This window comes from Hyphomicrobium nitrativorans NL23, assembly GCF_000503895.1.
Taxonomy (GTDB): Bacteria; Pseudomonadota; Alphaproteobacteria; order Rhizobiales; family Hyphomicrobiaceae; genus Hyphomicrobium_C; species Hyphomicrobium_C nitrativorans.
Genome location: NC_022997.1, coordinates 973261 through 990023, shown reverse-complemented (window position 1 = coordinate 990023; position 16763 = coordinate 973261). Strand labels below are relative to the sequence as shown.

Genomic DNA, 16763 nt, shown 5'->3' with positions numbered 1-16763 from the left:
GCTCGCGGGTGACAGCTTGCGCATTGCGCCTGGAAGACAGGTGCGTCGGCAGCGGCGGCGGTGCGCGGCGGAAAGCATGATGCCGCAATTACGGTGGCGATCAGTGTGAGTCTAAGACGGCTCAGTTGATCCTCCCTGTGTCAGTCGAGTTTGTTTGGTGGGGACGAGCCCGAGCCACTGGCATCGGTTGCCCCAGTGAGCCTTGCAACGAGGGACGATTGCTCGTCCGGCAAGCGCGCCGCCCAGATGGCAACGGCGCAGGCACCAGCGACGAGCACGACCGATGGGATGAGCATCAAGATGAATGTTAGATAATCGGTCATGCAGCAACCGGCGCGGAGTCCGCATCGACGCGCGCAAGTCGACCGATCGACTCTACAGGCTCGATCCAATACGTGAGGTCGGGGGTTCCCACCCTTGAGCGAATTTCCTCCAGGACGGTGCCAAGCCGCGAGCGCGGAAGCACCACGGCGAGCACGCCGCGCGCCGCCCGGCCGCGCACGCGTTCACGCACGCTTGCCATGCTGAAGTCCTGGCCGTGGCCGTCCGCCTTCCACGTCGTGAATCCGGCGAGTGGCGGCTCCGCATTCACCAAGAGATCGACAATGTGATCCTCCACCGTTGGCGGATAGATCAGCGTCAGCTTGCGAAGGAGTTGGTCCATGACAGGCTCCGTGTTTGAGGGTCGGCCGAGCACGCGGCAGCGCCGAAGCGGCGGAAGAGGATGGGCAGCAGAACGAGGGTGAGTGCCGTCGAGGTGATCAGGCCACCGATTACGACGATCGCGAGCGGCTTTTGGATCTCGGAGCCTGGTCCACTGGCGAACATCAGCGGGACCAAACCAAAGGCGGCGATGCTCGCCGTCATGAGCACGGGGCGCAGGCGCCTAAGGGAACCTTCGAAAACCACCTGCTCGAGCGGCATGCCGGCAACGAGGAGCCGGTTGAAGTAGCTGACGAGGACTAGACCGTTCAGAACGGCGATACCGAGCAGCGCAATGAACCCGACCGACGCCGGCACCGACAAATACTCGCTTGCTACCCAGAGCGCGAGAACGCCGCCGATCAGAGCAAACGGAACGTTGGCTAGGATCAGCACAGCCTGGCGCACCGAGCGCAGGGTCGCAAACAGCACGAGGAAGATGAGCACCAGGGCGATCGGAACGACGATTGCGAGGCGCGCGGCTGCTCGCCGCTGATTCTCAAACTCGCCGCCCCAAACGAGGTGGTAGCTGGGGGGGAGCTCTACCGCGGTCGCAACTGCCTTCTGAGCATCCTCAACGAAGCCAACGAGATCGCGCCCGGAAACGTAGGCCTGCACAATGGCAAAGCGCGAAGCGTTCTCGCGGTCCACCTTGACGAGGCCCGCCGTGCGATGCAGTCGGGCGATGTCGCCGATGCGGACGAGGCCGCCGTCTCCGGCAGCCAACTGGCTCTGCATGAACAGCTCGGGCGCTCTGCGCAGGGCCTCAGGTCCGCGGATCACGATGTTGGTCCGCTTCTGCGCCTCGGCGACGATGCCGGCCGGTGCACCCTCCAAAAGCGCGCGCAGCTCGTCCTCGATACGCGTCACAGAAAGGCCCGTGCGCCCTGCCGTGAGGCGATCCACGTCGATCTGCAGATAGTCCACCGTATCGTTGGAAGCCGTGAACACCTCGGACGCCCCTTTGACCCCAGCGATCGACGCTTGGACGCGACCGGCAAGCTGGGCGAGCTGCTTAAGATCCGGCCCGAAAATCTTCACCGCCAAGTCGCCGCGCGCGCCGGTCAGCATCTCGGAAGTGCGCATCTCGATCGGTTGCGTAAAGGCGAATTCGACACCCGGCAGCTCGGTCATGGCTGCGCGCAGCTGGTCCAGCAACCACTCCTTATCCGGCACGCGCCACTGGTCCTTGGGTTTGAGGACCAGGAACGCGTCGGTATCGTTGGGGCTCATGGGGTCGAGCCCCAGCTCATCAGAGCCGACGCGCGCTACGACGTGGTCGACCTCCGGCACCTTCTCTAGAAGGACGCGCTGAATGCGCAGGTCGGTCGCAACGCTTTCCTCAAGGTTGATCGAGGGGAGCTTGGTCGTTTGCATGATGACCGACCCCTCGTCCATGGTCGGCATAAACGACTTGCCAACGGCGAGATAGGCAAAGGCCATTACGGCCGCTCCGGCGGCAGCGGCGACGTAGACGGGCATAGGATGTGCCAGGCAAAAGCGCAGAAGTGGGCCGTATCCGGCCTCGATGACGCGCATCAAGATCGGGTTCTTATGGGCGCGGCCGCGCAGGAAGAGCGACGACAGAGCCGGGATCAGGGTGAGTGAGAGCAGCAGCGAGCTCGAAAGAGCAAAAATGATAGTAATCGCCACGGGCGCGAACAGCTTGCCCTCGAGCCCTTGAAGCGAGAGCAGCGGCAGGAAGACTAGGCAGATAATAATGATGCCCGAGGCAACCGGCGTGACGACCTCTGCTGCCGCCTGGTAGACTTGACGCAAGAGCGGAATGCGCGCGTCGTCCGCATGATGATTGAGACGCTCGACCGTATTCTCGACAACGACAACCGCAGCATCGACGATGAGGCCGATGGCAATGGCGAGCCCACCGAGGCTCATGAGGTTCGCGGACATGCCGAAGAGCTTCATCATCAAAAATGTGCTGAGCGCAGCCATTGGCAGCGTGACCGCCACGACGAGGGAGGCGCGTAGGCTTCCGAGAAAGGCGAGCAGCAGGATGACGACCAGCACCGTCGCTTCGATCAGTGCTTTGGTGACGGTACCCACGGCGCGTTGAATGAGGTCAGAACGGTCATAGAAGACTTGCAGCGTTACGCCTTCTGGTAAACTTGGCTTTAGCGTTTCGAGCCGCGCTTGCACGTCCTTTACGATCGCGCTGGCATCGGCGCCGCGCAGCGAGAGCACGAGGCCCTGCACTGCTTCGCCGCGTCCATCCTTGGTGACGGCTCCATAGCGGGTGAGGCTACCGATGCCGACCGTGGCGACATCCTGCAGTCGCAATACCTTGCCGCCCTCCGACCTGAGGACGACCTGCTGTAAGTCCGCTGGCGTGCGAATGGCGCCCTCAGAGCGCACGACGAGTGCCTTCTCGCCGTCGGAAAGTCGCCCAGCACCGTCATTGCGATTGCTCGACGCGATCGCATCTTTGATATCGGCGACACTTAACCCCGCAGACGCCAGCGCCGCGCTGTCGGGCACGACCTCGAACGTGCGCACCAAACCGCCGAGCGCATTGACGTCGGCGACCCCCGGTATCGTCCGGAGAGCTGGGCGGATGGTCCAGTCGAGCAGACTGCGCCGGTCTTCCAGCGAGAGGTTGCCGCCCTCGATGGTGAACATGAAAACGTCAGACAGCGGCGTGGAAATCGGCGCGAGCCCGCCGGAAACGTTGGATGGTAGCGCGTCCCTGGCGTCGGCCAGTCGCTCAGTCACCTGCTGGCGAGCCCAATAGATGTCCGTGCCGTCCTCGAAGTCGATGGTGATGTCGGCAATCGCGTACTTCGCCGACGAGCGCAGGACCGTCTGGCGCGGAATGCCGAGCAGTTCCAGCTCGATCGGCGCGATGACTCGGGTCTCCACCTCCTCAGGCGTCATCCCCGGCGCCTTCATAATGATCTTCGCCTGGATAGATGAGATATCCGGGAAAGCGTCGATGGGTAGGTGCAGAAAGGAATAGCTGCCCGCCACGGCGACCAGCAGCGTGCACAGCAGCACGAAGGCCCGTTGCGTGAGTGTCAACTCGACTATACGGCGCAGCATAGCTTACTCCGCACCAATCATGTTTTCGAGCTGAGCGAGCCCTGATACGGCGATCTTCTGCCCCGCTGTGAGGCCACCTCCGATCGTGGCCGCGCGTAGCGTCTTGCCCTTGAGGACTACGGGCTGCACGGCAAATCCCATTTCCGTTCGCACGAAGACACTGGGAGCCGCGCCCAGCCAAACAACCGCTTGTGCGGGAACCTCGACGCTGCTGATGGCGGCCTGTCTATGTATGCTGAGGGTCACCATCTGCCCCGGAACGACACCGGCCGAACCGGGGATGGTGCCGGTGAGCGTGCTCGAGCGAGTCTTCGGATCGAGCGTGTGCCCAACCGAAAGGACCTTGCCCTTAGTGCCATCCTCCAACGTGATGCTGTCGCCGGGATGCACTTTGCCGACCAACGACGCCGGCAGTTGCGCCTCAACCCACAGCTCATCGCTCGTGTCGAAAACCACGGCCGCTTGCATGGCGCCGATGCTGGCCCCTGGCGCGACGTTCGCCTCGACAATGCGGCCGGCACGCGGGGCGATCAGTGCATAGCTGCCGTCGGGATCGGTCTTGATTTTGCCCAGGGAAACAAGCCGCCGATGCTCATCGACGACAGCCTCAAGTCCTGCGCGCTGCGCTTCGGTCTCGGCTGCGCGCGTCGGAGAGGCGATATTCTTCTCAGCAAGCCCGCGATAGCGTTCGGCGACGGCGCTCGCAACGGCGAGGTTGGCTTCCGCTTGGCGCAACTGAGAGAGCGTCTCGACAAGCTCGCGGCTTGCAATCGTCATCAGTGTGCGACCCTGCTCGACGGATTGGCCGGGCAGAACGTGCACGGATACGACGGTGCCGGCGAAGGGCGCGGGCACAGCAATGCGGCTGTTCATCGGGGGGATGATGGTGGCGGGCAGGAGGGCAACCGCCTCCTGTGTGGCCGGGCGCGCCTCCTCGAGGTGGATCTCGAGACGGTCGATCTGGGCTTGGGAAACGGCGATTTCAGCGCTTTGCACAGACTCGTGCGCCGCCCAGGCGATAAATGCCACTGAAGCTGTCAGACATTTGATTAAAGACATGGGCCGTAACCTCCAGATCGGGTTACAGCTGTCGCACGCGTACCTGAAACCAACCTGAAACGCGGGTGCGTCGCCCTGCCGGACGACATATTGCCCAGGGCATCGAGCTTTTCAGGTCGAATTCAGGTAGAGCGCCTAAAAGTGCGACCTTGGCTGTGGAGGCTCGTCATTCGCATACTGCTGGTCGAGGACGACAATGACATTGCCGCGCGCCTCGTCACCGGGCTGCGCCCGGAAGGGTTCGTCGTCGACCGCGCGCAGAACGGCGAGGACGGCTACGCGATGGGAGCCCACGATGAGTTCGATGCCGCCATACTCGATCTCGGCCTACCCAACATGCAAGGACTGACAGTTCTGCGCAAATGGCGCGCCGCAAAGCGCGACATGCCTGTGCTCATCCTTACCGCCCACGGCACGTGGGCAGAAAAGGTAGAGGGGCTGAACGCGGGTGCAGACGACTACATCACCAAGCCGTTCCATATTCCCGAGGTCGTGGCGCGGCTGCGCGCACTCATTCGCAGAAAGTCCGGCGCAGCGAACTCTGTCCTGACGCACAAGGACATCAGCCTCGACACCGTCGCCGGCAGGGTCGCCATCGCCGGTAAGTCTGTCAATCTCACCGCCTCGGAACTGCGCATGCTGACTTACTTCATGCATCGCGCGGGGCGCGTCATCTCGCAGAACGAGCTGATGGAGCATCTCTACGCCCTGGAGGAAAGTGCTGAGTCCAATACCATCGAAGTCTACATCAGCCGCCTACGGCGAAAGCTGGGTCGCGACATCATCACCACGGTGCGTGGCCTCGGCTATCGCATGGATTGAGAAGCACAGCAATGCGCAGTCTCCGTGCCCGCCTTATCATCGTCGCCGCCATCTGGGTCGTGGCGGGCGTCAGCATTGCTGGGGTTCTTCTGTCCGGTGAGTTCAAGGGCTTTCTGACGGAGCAATTCAACCAGGAGCTGGAAGAGCATCTCGACGAACTCGAAGGCATCGCCGAGGTCGACGAAGGCGGTCGCGTTCATATGCAGCGCGCATTAAGTGACCCGCGCTACTCGGTGCCGCTCTCCGGCTTTTATTGGGAGGTACAGAGGAACGGAGCGATTTCCGCTCGGTCGAACTCGCTCGAAGGGCCCATGCTGCAGGTGCCGATCGATGCGGGTAGCGATGCTCAGGTTCACTACCACAGCATTTCGGGGCCGACCGGCGCGCTCTTGATTGCCGAACGGCTGCGCTGGATGGGCGGAGTGAAGGAGCCGACCCGGATCATAATGGGGACGGACAAACGCCTCCTCGATAAAGTCCTCGACCGGTTCAACAGCGTGCTTTTATGGTCGCTCGGCCTGTTTTCGCTATCCATGATCGTCGTAGCGGGCTTGCTGCTGGCCTATGCCATGGCGCCCATCGGCCGCCTACGGACAGCCTTTGCGAACTACCGTTCCGGCGCAACCGCGGACATGCGAGGTCAATTTCCCGACGAGGTGCAGCCACTTATCGACGACCTCAACAGTCTTCTTGCTGCATCTGGCGAGCAGATTCAACGCGCTCGGGCGCAGGCGGGAAACATCGCGCATGGCCTCAAGGCGCCGCTGGCGATTCTGACCGATGAGGCGCACCAGCTTAGACAGAAAGGCGATGAACAATCGGCCGCGGTCATCTACGAACAATGCCGACGCATGCAGGGCCAGATCGACTATCAGATCGCGCGTGCGCGCACTGCTGCTTCGAGGGCAAGGCCCGGTATCGCTGCGTCGCTCACCGATGCGGCTGACTCTGTCGTCCGAGCGTTGACGCGTCTGCATGCGGACCGCAGCTTGCGCATCGACAACGAGATTCCTCCCGGCGTGATGGCCGCCTGCGAAGTCCAGGATCTGAACGAGATGCTGGGTAACCTCATCGACAACGCCTGCAAGCACGCCAAGACGGCGGTCGCAGTGCGGCTCGACGACAAGGTTGCACCCGGCTTTATCCGGATTGTCGTCGAGGACGACGGCCCAGGGTTGCCGCCCGAGGCATGGGACGTCGTCTTCAACGTCGGAGAGCGCTGGAGAAATGAAGGCGGGGGCTCTGGGCTCGGCCTGGCTATCGTTCGTGATCTGGTGCAGCTCTACGGTGGCAAGATCACGCTTGGCCAATCAGTACTCGGCGGCCTTAGAGCACAGCTCGCGCTGCCCAGTTTGAGCCAGCGAGCCGATTGATGCGGATCAAGATGGGCCGGCCCGCACGTATGTAAGAATTCCACTACCGCGAGGAACAGTTCATGTCTGAGCTCAAAGAATATGCCGCGTGGGATGCTCCTACCCGCTGGTTCCACTGGATCAACGTGCTCGCCGTCATTGGCCTCGTGGGTACCGGCCTCGACATTCTTTTCGGCAATCCGCTCGGACTTTCCGCGCCGGGTAAGGTTATACTCAAGGATGTCCACGTTTCCTTCGGCTACGTCATGGCTGTTAATCTGATGTGGCGGTTTGCTTGGGCGTTTTTCGGGAACAGTTACGCGAATTGGCGTGCCGTTATTCCCGGCGGTCCCGGCTATCTTGCAGCATTGCGCGCCTATACAGCGTCGTTCCTTGCGGGAGAACCCCAACAGTATGTGGGGCACAACCCGCTTGCGCGCATCGCCGTTGCGCTGCTCTTCTTGCTATTACTTCTCCAGGCGGTGACCGGCCTAATTCTGGCAGGGGCCGACCTCTATTGGCCGCCGTTTGGCCATTGGTTCGCGGCGTGGGTTGCCGCTCCAGGCGTCGACCCATCCTCGGTCGTACCGGGGGCAACCGAACTTATCGATCCAACGTCTTACGCCGCCATGCGCGCGTTCCGCAGTCCGTTTGTCCAAGTGCACGAACTCGGCTTCTATGCACTGACCGTTCTGATCGCCATCCACATCGCCGCGATCGTTGTCACCGAAGTGCGTGAGGGCGGCAGCATCACGTCGGCAATGTTCACCGGCCGCAAAATACTTTCGCGACCTCCGCCCGACGCTCCTTAGGATGCGAGCTTGCCTCTGTCGTCGACCTTCGAGGAGCGTCATGGTCGAGGAACGCTTCGCCAGATGCACCCTTGCTGTTGCCGCTCTGCTCGGCCTCATATTCGGCGGCAGCGCATTTCTCGCAGGCTATCCTGCGACGGCTGGGTGGATGTGGACCGCGGCAACGATCCCCGTCGTCATTGCGCTCGCCGTCTCCATCGTCTGCGATTTGACAGCCGGACGTATGGGCGTCGACGCCATCGCGCTTCTGGCCATGTCAGCCGCCCTTCTTCTCCAGCAGCCGCTGGCGGCGATTGTCGTCGCCATCATGTACACGGGCGGAACGGTGCTCGAGGATTATGCGGTCAGCCGCGCCGAGCGCAACTTGAAAACGCTCGTCGATCGGGCGCCGCGGCTGGCGCATCGCCGCATAGATGAGACCATCACGGACGTCGACATCCGTGACGTCAAAGTCGGCGACGCGATCCTCGTTCGCGCCGGCGAGATCGTCCCCGTCGACGGGCTGATCACATCTCCGCGTGCGGTCCTCGACGAAGCGGCGCTCACCGGCGAGCCAATCCCTGTCACGCGGCAAGCCGGCGAGAGCGCCCGCAGTGGCACGCTCAACGCGGGTGACACCTTTCAGATCACGGCAACCGCGACGGCCGACGAAAGCACCTACGCTGGCATCGTGCGGCTTGTGACCGCCGCACAGACTGCCAAGTCGCCTTCATTCGGCTGGCGGATCGCTACGCGCTGTTGCTGTTGCCGGTGACGATCGTGGTTGCTGGATTGGCGTGGGCACTGTCGGGTGATCCAATCCGCGCTCTCGCTGTTCTAGTAGTTGCCACGCCTTGCCCGCTCATACTGGCGGCGCCTGTCGCGTTCATAGCCGGCGTATCTCAGGCGGCGCGTCGGGGCATCATCATAAAGGGCGGCGCGCCCCTGGATGCTCTGGCACAGACGCATACCGTTCTGTTCGACAAGACAGGCACCCTCACAGTCGGCGGAGCGCGCCTGATCGCGATCGAGACCGCGCCCGGAGAAGACGCTGGCGAGGTGCTTCGCCTAGCCGGTTCGTTGGAGCAGGCTTCGCAGCATGTCGTGGCTGCCGCCATCGTGGCTGCCGCCGTCGGCCAAGGTCATTCTCTGCAGATGCCCCAGGAGGTGCATGAGGTCATGGGTTCTGGCCTCGAGGGAGTGGTTGCCGGGCGGAAGGTCCGCGTCGGCTCACACCAGCTCGTCTTCGGGCAGCGCAAGCTGGACGACTGGGCCGCGCGTGCGCTGCGCCGCGCCTCCTGGCGATCGGCCCTGAGCGTGTTCGTATCGGTCGACGGCCGCGTCGTCGGCGCGTTGCTCCTTGCTGATGAGCTGCGCAAGGAGACGCCTCGCGCACTGCAATCCCTGCGCGCGGCTGGGATTTCCCGCATCGTGATGGTCACTGGGGATCATGCTGACGCCGCTGAGACGATTGCTGCTGCGCTGAATATCGATGCGGTGCTATCCGACCGTGTCCCATCAGATAAAGTCGATGCCGTCATCCTGGAGAGCCGCTTCCACCCGACGCTGATGGTGGGAGATGGAATCAACGATGCTCCGGCACTCGCGGCGGCGGACGTTGGCGTCGCATTAGGCGCTCGCGGCGCCAGCGCGTCGTCGGAAGCGGCCGACGTAGTGATCGTTGTGGACAGGCTTGATCGGGTGTCGGAGGCGGTGATCATCGCCCGGCGTGCCCGGCGTATCGCGATCCAAAGCATCGTAGCGGGCATGGGGCTTTCCAGTATCGCCATGCTATTCGCCGCTTTCGGCTGGCTGACGCCTGTGGCCGGTGCCTTGACGCAGGAGGCCATCGATGTCGCTGTGATCCTAAATGCGCTGCGGGCTCTCAAACCGGGTTGGCACCGACCACGAGAAGTTCTACCGGACAAGATGGTGCGGGCCTTGAGCGACGAGCACCGATTGCTCGAGCAGGAGTTGGATCGGCTGCGATCGATCTCGGACGCGCTAGACGACGCGACCGGCCCGTACGCAGTCGACCTTATCCTCAGCGCGCATGCGATTGTTGAAGACAGCGTTGTGACGCACGAGCGCGAGGACGAAGCTACGCTTTACCCGCGGTTATCAAAGCTACTTATTGATATGCACGGGTTGTCGGCAATGAGCCGGGCACATCGCGAGATACTGCATCAGGCGAGGCTCCTGGCGCGCCTCGCCGGTGGACTGCAGGCCGAGGACGCCGACAAGTACCTCGTCCGCGATGCCCAGAGGGTAATCGGATCCATCGAAGCCCTTGTGCGCATCCACAATGCGCAGGAGGAAGACATATACGAGGCAGCTACTAACACGTGAGCACTTGAACAACGGATCCGTTGGCGGCCCTCGCATAGGTCTTGTCCGCTGCGGGAGGTGTTGCGGTCATATTAAGGTCAGCCCAGTACGGTCGCGACCGACACCATGCGAAAGTCCGCTCTCTCGGCACTGCCGACGTCACAGAGCGTGCCTCCAAAATCCATCAGTCAATCAATTCGTTAGATGCAACACCTGGTTATCCAGCGCTGCACCAAGTGGAATTTTTCGAGAGGTAGACGATTGTCCAGGCCATCTAAAGCTCCCAACCGTCTCGGCCGGATGGAAAGCGCCAACTCCTTTTCGGAGGCAGCTACTCATCGCGAGGAACGATAAGCGGCGGCAAATTCTCTGCGTCGCGGATCGCATTAATGAGCTGTCGCAATCCCGGCGGGAGCTGCCTCCTGCTCGGATAGTAGATCGTGAAAGGCGCTCCTTCTGAGGCCCACTCCGGCAACACGATCTCAAGCGCGCCGGTTGCGACCTCCGCTCTGACCCTGCGCTCCAGACAATAGGTGAAACCGACGCCGCGGATTGCAGCGTCGACGGCATGTTCCGTTTCATTGGCAGTCAAAGGACCGCGAACATCGACCTGCACCATCGCAGCACCGTTGCCGAGTTCCCAGGGGAAGTTGCTATTGTCGCCAACGCGCATTTGCACGCACGGTAACGCCAGAAGGTCCTTGGGTTCTTCAGGCCGCCCTGTGCGGACGATCAGCTCCGGCGCCGCGACGACAACCCAGCGCGCAGCCTTCGTCAATGCGACGCCCACCATATCCTGCGGGACTCGGTCACCGTAGCGAATGCCGGCGTCGAATCCTTGCGCAACGATGTCCACTAGATGATCGTCCACGGACACGTCCAGGTGCATATCCGGGAACTCGTCGAGATAGCGGCGCAGCACAGGACCGAGAACGAGACGAGCGGCATCGCGGAGAACGTTGAGACGAAGCCGGCCGACCGGGAAATGCCGGTGGCGCTCGAGCGAGCGCACCGCGTCACCGATCGTCTGAAATCCAGCTTCGAGTTGGACCGCGAGCACGCCTCCCGCTTCTGTCGGCGTGATCGAACGGCTTGTTCTGTTGAGCAGCCTAACGCCGAGCTGTGCCTCCAACTTGCGCATACGATGGCTGAGCGCCGACGTGCTGACCCCGTGTTCGATCGCGGCCTTTGCCATGCTTCCCCGACGAACGATGGTCAGAAACACGTTGAGATCGGCAAGCGTCGCTCGGTCGAAGGCCTGCACGTGCAGCTCCTCAATGCATCATTGAGTAAGTCTCAATCAACTTAGCCTTCATTCGCCCATTCCGCGAGATAGATTCAACCATGAAGGCGAAACGGCGTCGCGCCTCGATCGGCTCGCCGAGCCGAGGCCTCGCCAGGGGGTGAAACCAACTGGCTGGGTCTCCCCCCTTCCACCGGGATGAGCCCGATCAAGGAAACAGCTAGCGCCAGATCGAAAGGAGACACCCGATGACCACCGCGCACAACAACCGTCGAGAGTTTCTCACCCTTACCACCGCAGCGGTTGGCGCGTTTGCCGCGCCTTCTCTGGCACTCGCGGGAGCAACCACCACGACATCAACGGGAGATACGCGCATGGCAACGAACCGCCCCTCGCAGCTTTTCAAGCCGGAGTTTCGCTTCGGCCTCGGCGGCGTTCCCCTCGGGAATGAGTTCAACAAAATCACTGACAAGGACGCCGCGGCCACCCTCGAAGCCGCCTGGAGCGCAGGCGTGCGCTACTTCGACGTCGCTCCCTGGTATGGCTTCGGCCTCGCCGAGCGGCGCTTCGGTACCTTCCTGCATACCAAGAACCGCGGCGATTACATCCTATCGTCCAAGGTCGGAAAACTTCTGAAAGCGTCGAAGACCAACCGCCATGCCGACATTTTTCCTCTGTCGGGATCGCCGAATGACGTCGTCTACGACTATACGGCCGATGGCACCCGACGCTCTGTCGAGGACAGCCTGCAACGCTTCGGTGTCGATAGTCTCGATGTCGTCTTCGTGCACGACATCTCACCTGATTTTCCCTATTTCCCAACCTCCTGGGAGGAGCAGTTCGCCATCGCCGAGCGCGGCGCTTTCCCTGAGCTAACACGCATGCGCGACGAAGGCCTCATCAAGGCGTGGGGCATCGGCGTCAACAGACCGGAGCCGATCTTGCGCGCCATCCAGGTGGCAGACGTCGATGTCTGCCTCTGCGCTTCGCAATACTCGCTGATCGATCACACTAACGCAGTGAACCAAGTCTTCCCTGCGGTCCGCGAAAAGAACGTATCCCTCGTGATCGGCTCCGCCTTGAACGCCGGCTTTATCTCGGGCAGCGCACGTTACAATTACGGACCGGACAACTACAAGATCCCGGCCATGCATATCGAAAAGCGTGATCAGCTGCGCGCCGTCGCCGCCCGACACGGTATCGATTTGCGTACGGCGGCTTTGCAGTTCTCAGCGGCCCCTGATGTTGCGGTTGCGCTTGTGGTCGGCGCGAGCAGCGATCAGCAGATCCTCGAGGACTACAACTCCATGCAAGCCAAAATACCGGCCGAATTCTGGGAGGAGTTGAAGTCGAGCGGGCTCATAGAGCAAGCCGCCACGACTCCAACCTGATCGAGTGGCCGGCATAACTACCCCTCAAAGGTCAGCATCCGCCAACCGGCGCACCCTTATTATTGGTATGACCGCTCCCGATCCGGGAATGTCCGGCGCCATTCTCGCCCCATGCGAGCTTGTCGAAAGGTATCGACAAACAAGGCCCGCATGTAGGCCATGTCGAAGTCCGACTGCGGCTGGATGCCAAGGTAAGGCCGCGGCGATGCGATGCGAATCGAAGCCTTAGACGCGTGGGACCTCAGAAAGAAATCGTGGGCCGGAACCAGAGAAACCTCTGCTCCGGCCTCCCGCTGAGTCTTCGCGAACGCATCGCCCTCGTCGGGAAACAGCACGCCGTTGTGAATGAGATAGTAGCTCCCGAGGGGAACACCGGCAGGATCGGGTGAAAGAAACGGCTCGCCCGAGCCAACCTCTCGGAAGACACGATTTCGACGGACAACTGTCCCCACCCCGCCGGGCACCGTCTCCGGATCGATGAAAACCGCCGGATCGACAGCGGCCAGTAGGATGCGCTCAATATACGTGGCTGCCTCGGGATTCCGACTGGCCGCGATCGCACCGAGATCCCACACGCTCTCGGCCCGCGCGGCAGATCCGGGCAGCGCAACGACGAGACGATCGCCCCCTTCATGTCGTTGTGCGATCCTTTCGAGCCTCTCATGGGTCAAGTGAGACACAGCACGCGAAGCCATGTCCTCAAAACTCAGCGTGTCGCAGGCGAAAATATCGGCAATGATCTGATCGCCCTCCGCACCCAAGAACGCGAAGGGCGCAATGAGGGCACTGACGCCCGCGGCCGTGACGACGGCAAAATCCGGTCTTTGAGCCGTCTCGCCCCATCCCACCAGAAGCCCGGCGGAATAGGCAGTCCTGAGCCTGCCATCCGAAAGAGCCAGCATTGCCCGCGCTGGATAACCTCGTACCTCCGTCTTGCGCCTCTCGCGCGCCAAGCCGTTTTGGTAGACCTTGCCAATCTCTTCTAGGGTCTGGGGTCGAGGCGTGTGCCAGCACCCTGCCCTGCTGGTGCTACGATCCTTTACGGTCCACGCCGGATCGTCCGACGTAGAGTTCTGCGCTTGAACAGGAACGCAGAGCGCCGCAAACGCGACCCATACCATGCCGGTCGCCAACATGCGTCTCATGAGCCCCCGCTATCCTAGTATGCGCTCACGAAACCTACGACCGCGCGCTCTGGGCCTGGAGCCATTGCGCAAACGTCATGAGATCAGGCTGCGCCGATCTGAGCGCGGCGATGTCGGCGCGATAGCCTTCCGCGCCGAACCATTCGAACATCTTTATGGCATCCCCTGGGAGATGACGTAGAAGCGCCCTTGGAACCGGAAACGGGAGCCCCGCAAACCAACCTTTTGCTTTGAGTGCCGCGACAATCTCCTCTCGCGTCAGCTCGTCTCCGGCGATCTCCTCCGCCTTGCCGATGAACGACTCCGGATTGTCAAAGGCCCGAACCACCCACTTTCCGATGTCGTCGACCGAGATCATCTGCAGACGTTTTCCGTCCGGAACATACTGTTGCAAGAGCGCCATCAGCACCGCACGAAGCGACAGTTTCGTGAAGTTCTCCATGAAGAACGTGGGGCGCACGATGGTCGCCGGCAAACCTTTGCGGGCAATTCCCCTCTCGATCTCCCACTTGCTTTCGAAATGCGGCACGCCGGATCGCCGGTCCGCTCCGCCGACGGACGCGTAGACGAAATGCGACACCCCCGCATCCAACGCCGCATCGGCAATCGCCATGCCACGGCGGATCTCCTTATCGTGCCTCTGATCGGAAGTCTGCATGGAATAAACGCCGTAGGCGCCGTTCAACGCTGACCGCATGGAATGCGGATCATCGAGATTTGCTGAGACGATCTCGATGTCGCGACTCGCTAGGGCCTTGGCCGCATCGGAGGAGGGATCGCGTGTAATGGCGCGCAACCGCCAGCGGCCATCGGCAGCGAGGGCGCGGATGACACCGCCGCCCTGCTGCCCTGTCGCGCCGAGAACAACGATCGTTCTGTTTGGATGATCAGTGACATTTTTCATGGTATGGAATTTGACTGCCATATCCGTTTCGACAAGTAGGATGAAAAAACAGACCGGCATCAAAGTTCATACCGACGCCGATGCGCAGGCTCACGAGAGCTGCGCGCCGACGGAGGTCGAGCTCAACGAGTTCCGCCGTGCCGTTGGCACGATCATCGGAAAATGGAAGATCGACATCCTGTGGATGTTGCTCGCGGGCCCGAGGCGGTTCGGCGAATTGCGTCGGTCCCTGCCGGGAATCACGCAGCATATGCTGACCGCACAGCTCCGCGCACTCGAAGGCGATCGACTCGTCAGCCGGACAGCCTATGCGGAGATCCCGCCGCGCGTCGAATACGCGCTGACGCCGAACGCCTACGCCTTGAAGCCCATTTTCCTCGCCTTGCTCGAATGGTCTCGAGCGATCGAGGACGGAAAGCATCGACCAGTCAAAAAGCCTGTGACCTGAGGAGAAGTCAGTTGGGCCCGAGCATAGCAGTTGCGCTCTGCAAAGCTGACGCAAGCGCTCTGTTTGCATCGTCTCCGTCGGGCATGGCCCGAGAGATGGAAATCGCTCCGACCATCAAGGCAACGATGCTCCAGGCCCGACGCTCCCGATCGCCCTTGGACCCTTCAAGCGTATCCGCAATCTTGCGAACGAACTTGTGCATCTTGCGCCCATAGGCACTCCGCACGGCAGGCTTGGCCCGTGCAACGTCCGCGCTGAGGCTCGGGATCACGCAGCCTGATGCAGGCTCCGAGCGATGCTGGGTGCTGAGATACGTCTTAAGCCAGTCTCGGAGAATCCTGCGCTGTTCTGCGGCAGGGCCGTCCTCGCTGAGAAAGGGCTCCCCCAGAAATACGTCGATGACCTCCTCCAATAGCGCATCCTTGCTCGAAAAATTTGAATAGAAGGCGCCCGACGTCATCCCGGCCGCGGAAGCCAGCCCATCGACACCGACGCCATGAAATCCTTTCTGTCTCAGGGTTCTTGCGCCGGCCTGGATGATTGCCTCCCTGGCCTTCTTCTTCTGATCTGGCGGGTATCTCATTTCGCTTCGTCTCGCGGAGCCTTGACAGGCCTTCACTTGTAGAATAACGATCATTATATAACGATCGTTATATAATGATGCAAACGGCTGGAGAGCTTGAGACATGAGCACAACGTTCAAGACAGCAGCGACCAAGACCGCAGATGTGGACGGGACACCCTTCGTCTATCGGGAGATCGGTCCAACCGGGGGCATCCCGGTCGTGCTTCTTCACCACCTAACTGCGACCCTCGATGATTGGGATCCGCGTATCGTGGACGGCCTCGCGGCGCACCATCACGTCGTTGCCTTCGACAATCGCGGTGTGGGTGGATCAGGCGGCACAACGCCCACAACAGTCGCGGATATGGCGCGCGACGCCGTGGCGTTCATCGAAAAGCTCGGCTTTGCTCAAGTCGATCTCTTCGGCTTTTCGCTCGGCGGCTTCATTGCCCAGGTGATCGCAGAGTCAAACCCAAATCTCGTCCGCAAGCTGGTGCTGACCGGCACGGCTCCGGCGGGTGGGGAAGGCGTTGCGAACGTGGGCGCGGTCCTCCAGGACGCATTTGCGAAAGCCGGAGAGACCAACACGCATCCCAAGCAGCACCTCTTCTTCACACCGTCGCGCCCGGGCCTGACGGCTGCCGCAGAATTTCTCGCGCGCCTACAGGAGCGCACCGAAGGCCTGGACAAACCCGTCAGCAACGAAACCATCCAGGCGCAAATCACAGCGATTGTCGGCTGGCAGGAAGCCGATCCGTCTGGGCTTGCGGCCATCACACAGCCCACGTTCATCGCCAACGGCGACCGCGACATCATGGTCCCGACGATCAACTCATTCGAGCTCGCACGGCGGCTTCCAAACGCACAGCTCAGCATTTTTCCCGATGCCGGGCACGGCGGCATCTTCCAGTATCACGAGATCTTCGTGAAGCAGGTTCTGGACTTCCTCCGCTAGC

Annotated in this window: 13 protein-coding genes and 1 pseudogene; 7 read left to right on the top strand and 7 right to left on the bottom strand. The window is 61.8% G+C overall.

Features of this window, described 5'->3' with window-relative positions:
* Positions 1-319 precede the first annotated feature (319 nt).
* The 3 genes from W911_RS04540 to W911_RS04530 are packed head-to-tail and all read right to left on the bottom strand — an operon-like array spanning position 320 to position 4818.
* Positions 320-664: a DUF3240 family protein gene (locus W911_RS04540; RefSeq protein ID WP_023786338.1), complete on the bottom strand. Its 345-nt coding sequence runs from the start codon at positions 662-664 to the stop codon at positions 320-322.
* Positions 640-3759 carry an efflux RND transporter permease subunit gene (locus tag W911_RS04535; RefSeq protein WP_023786337.1) on the bottom strand — a complete coding sequence of 1040 codons (3120 nt, stop codon included), beginning with the start codon at positions 3757-3759 and terminating at the stop codon, positions 640-642. The genes W911_RS04540 and W911_RS04535 overlap by 25 nt, the downstream gene beginning before the upstream one ends.
* Positions 3760-3762: 3 nt before the next feature.
* Entirely contained in the window at positions 3763-4818 is a 1056-nt protein-coding gene (locus tag W911_RS04530; RefSeq protein WP_023786336.1) for an efflux RND transporter periplasmic adaptor subunit, read from the bottom strand.
* 168 nt (positions 4819-4986) lie between these two features.
* Here W911_RS04530 and W911_RS04525 point away from each other — a divergent pair, with 168 nt between their 5' ends.
* The 4 genes and pseudogenes from W911_RS04525 to W911_RS04510 all read left to right on the top strand — a co-directional run bounded on the left by W911_RS04525 (position 4987) and on the right by W911_RS04510 (position 10132).
* The gene (locus W911_RS04525; RefSeq protein ID WP_041317433.1) at positions 4987-5640 is read left to right on the top strand and encodes a response regulator transcription factor; all 654 of its coding nucleotides are present in this window, start codon (positions 4987-4989) and stop codon (positions 5638-5640) included.
* Positions 5641-5651: 11 nt separating this feature from the next.
* Positions 5652-7013: a sensor histidine kinase gene (locus tag W911_RS04520; protein ID WP_023786334.1), complete on the top strand. Its 1362-nt coding sequence runs from the start codon at positions 5652-5654 to the stop codon at positions 7011-7013.
* Positions 7014-7075: 62 nt separating this feature from the next.
* Positions 7076-7804, top strand: coding sequence for a cytochrome b/b6 domain-containing protein (locus W911_RS04515; RefSeq protein ID WP_023786333.1), 729 nt, complete (start codon positions 7076-7078; stop codon positions 7802-7804).
* Between the two features lie 40 nt (positions 7805-7844).
* Positions 7845-10132: pseudogene (locus W911_RS04510) on the top strand (heavy metal translocating P-type ATPase).
* A gap of 310 nt (positions 10133-10442) precedes the next feature.
* On the opposite strand, the gene W911_RS04505 reads toward W911_RS04510, so the two are convergent.
* Positions 10443-11375 carry a LysR family transcriptional regulator gene (locus tag W911_RS04505; RefSeq protein WP_023786332.1) on the bottom strand — a complete coding sequence of 311 codons (933 nt, stop codon included), beginning with the start codon at positions 11373-11375 and terminating at the stop codon, positions 10443-10445.
* Between the two features lie 227 nt (positions 11376-11602).
* Here W911_RS04505 and W911_RS04500 point away from each other — a divergent pair, with 227 nt between their 5' ends.
* Positions 11603-12745, top strand: a complete 1143-nt coding sequence (locus tag W911_RS04500; protein WP_023786331.1) for an aldo/keto reductase — start codon at positions 11603-11605, stop codon at positions 12743-12745.
* A 59-nt stretch (positions 12746-12804) separates the two neighbouring features.
* On the opposite strand, the gene W911_RS04495 is transcribed toward W911_RS04500, so the two are convergent.
* Together W911_RS04495 and W911_RS04490 are read right to left on the bottom strand one after the other, a co-directional pair.
* Positions 12805-13881: a hypothetical protein gene (locus tag W911_RS04495; protein ID WP_144083508.1), complete on the bottom strand. Its 1077-nt coding sequence runs from the start codon at positions 13879-13881 to the stop codon at positions 12805-12807.
* A gap of 43 nt (positions 13882-13924) precedes the next feature.
* A complete protein-coding gene (locus W911_RS04490) occupies positions 13925-14794 on the bottom strand; it encodes an NmrA/HSCARG family protein (RefSeq protein ID WP_041317430.1) in 870 nt (289 codons plus the stop codon).
* Between the two features lie 40 nt (positions 14795-14834).
* Here W911_RS04490 and W911_RS04485 point away from each other — a divergent pair, with 40 nt between their 5' ends.
* On the top strand, positions 14835-15242 hold the full coding sequence (locus W911_RS04485) for a winged helix-turn-helix transcriptional regulator (RefSeq protein WP_023786328.1): 408 nt from the start codon (positions 14835-14837) through the stop codon (positions 15240-15242).
* A gap of 7 nt (positions 15243-15249) precedes the next feature.
* On the opposite strand, the gene W911_RS04480 is transcribed toward W911_RS04485, so the two are convergent.
* The gene (locus W911_RS04480) at positions 15250-15930 is read right to left on the bottom strand and encodes a TetR/AcrR family transcriptional regulator (protein ID WP_081717636.1); all 681 of its coding nucleotides are present in this window, start codon (positions 15928-15930) and stop codon (positions 15250-15252) included.
* Here W911_RS04480 and W911_RS04475 point away from each other — a divergent pair.
* Positions 15929-16762 (top strand): alpha/beta fold hydrolase, encoded by an 834-nt coding sequence (locus tag W911_RS04475; protein WP_023786326.1) that lies wholly within the window; start codon positions 15929-15931, stop codon positions 16760-16762. The genes W911_RS04480 and W911_RS04475 overlap by 2 nt on opposite strands.
* Position 16763: the final 1 nt, after the last annotated feature.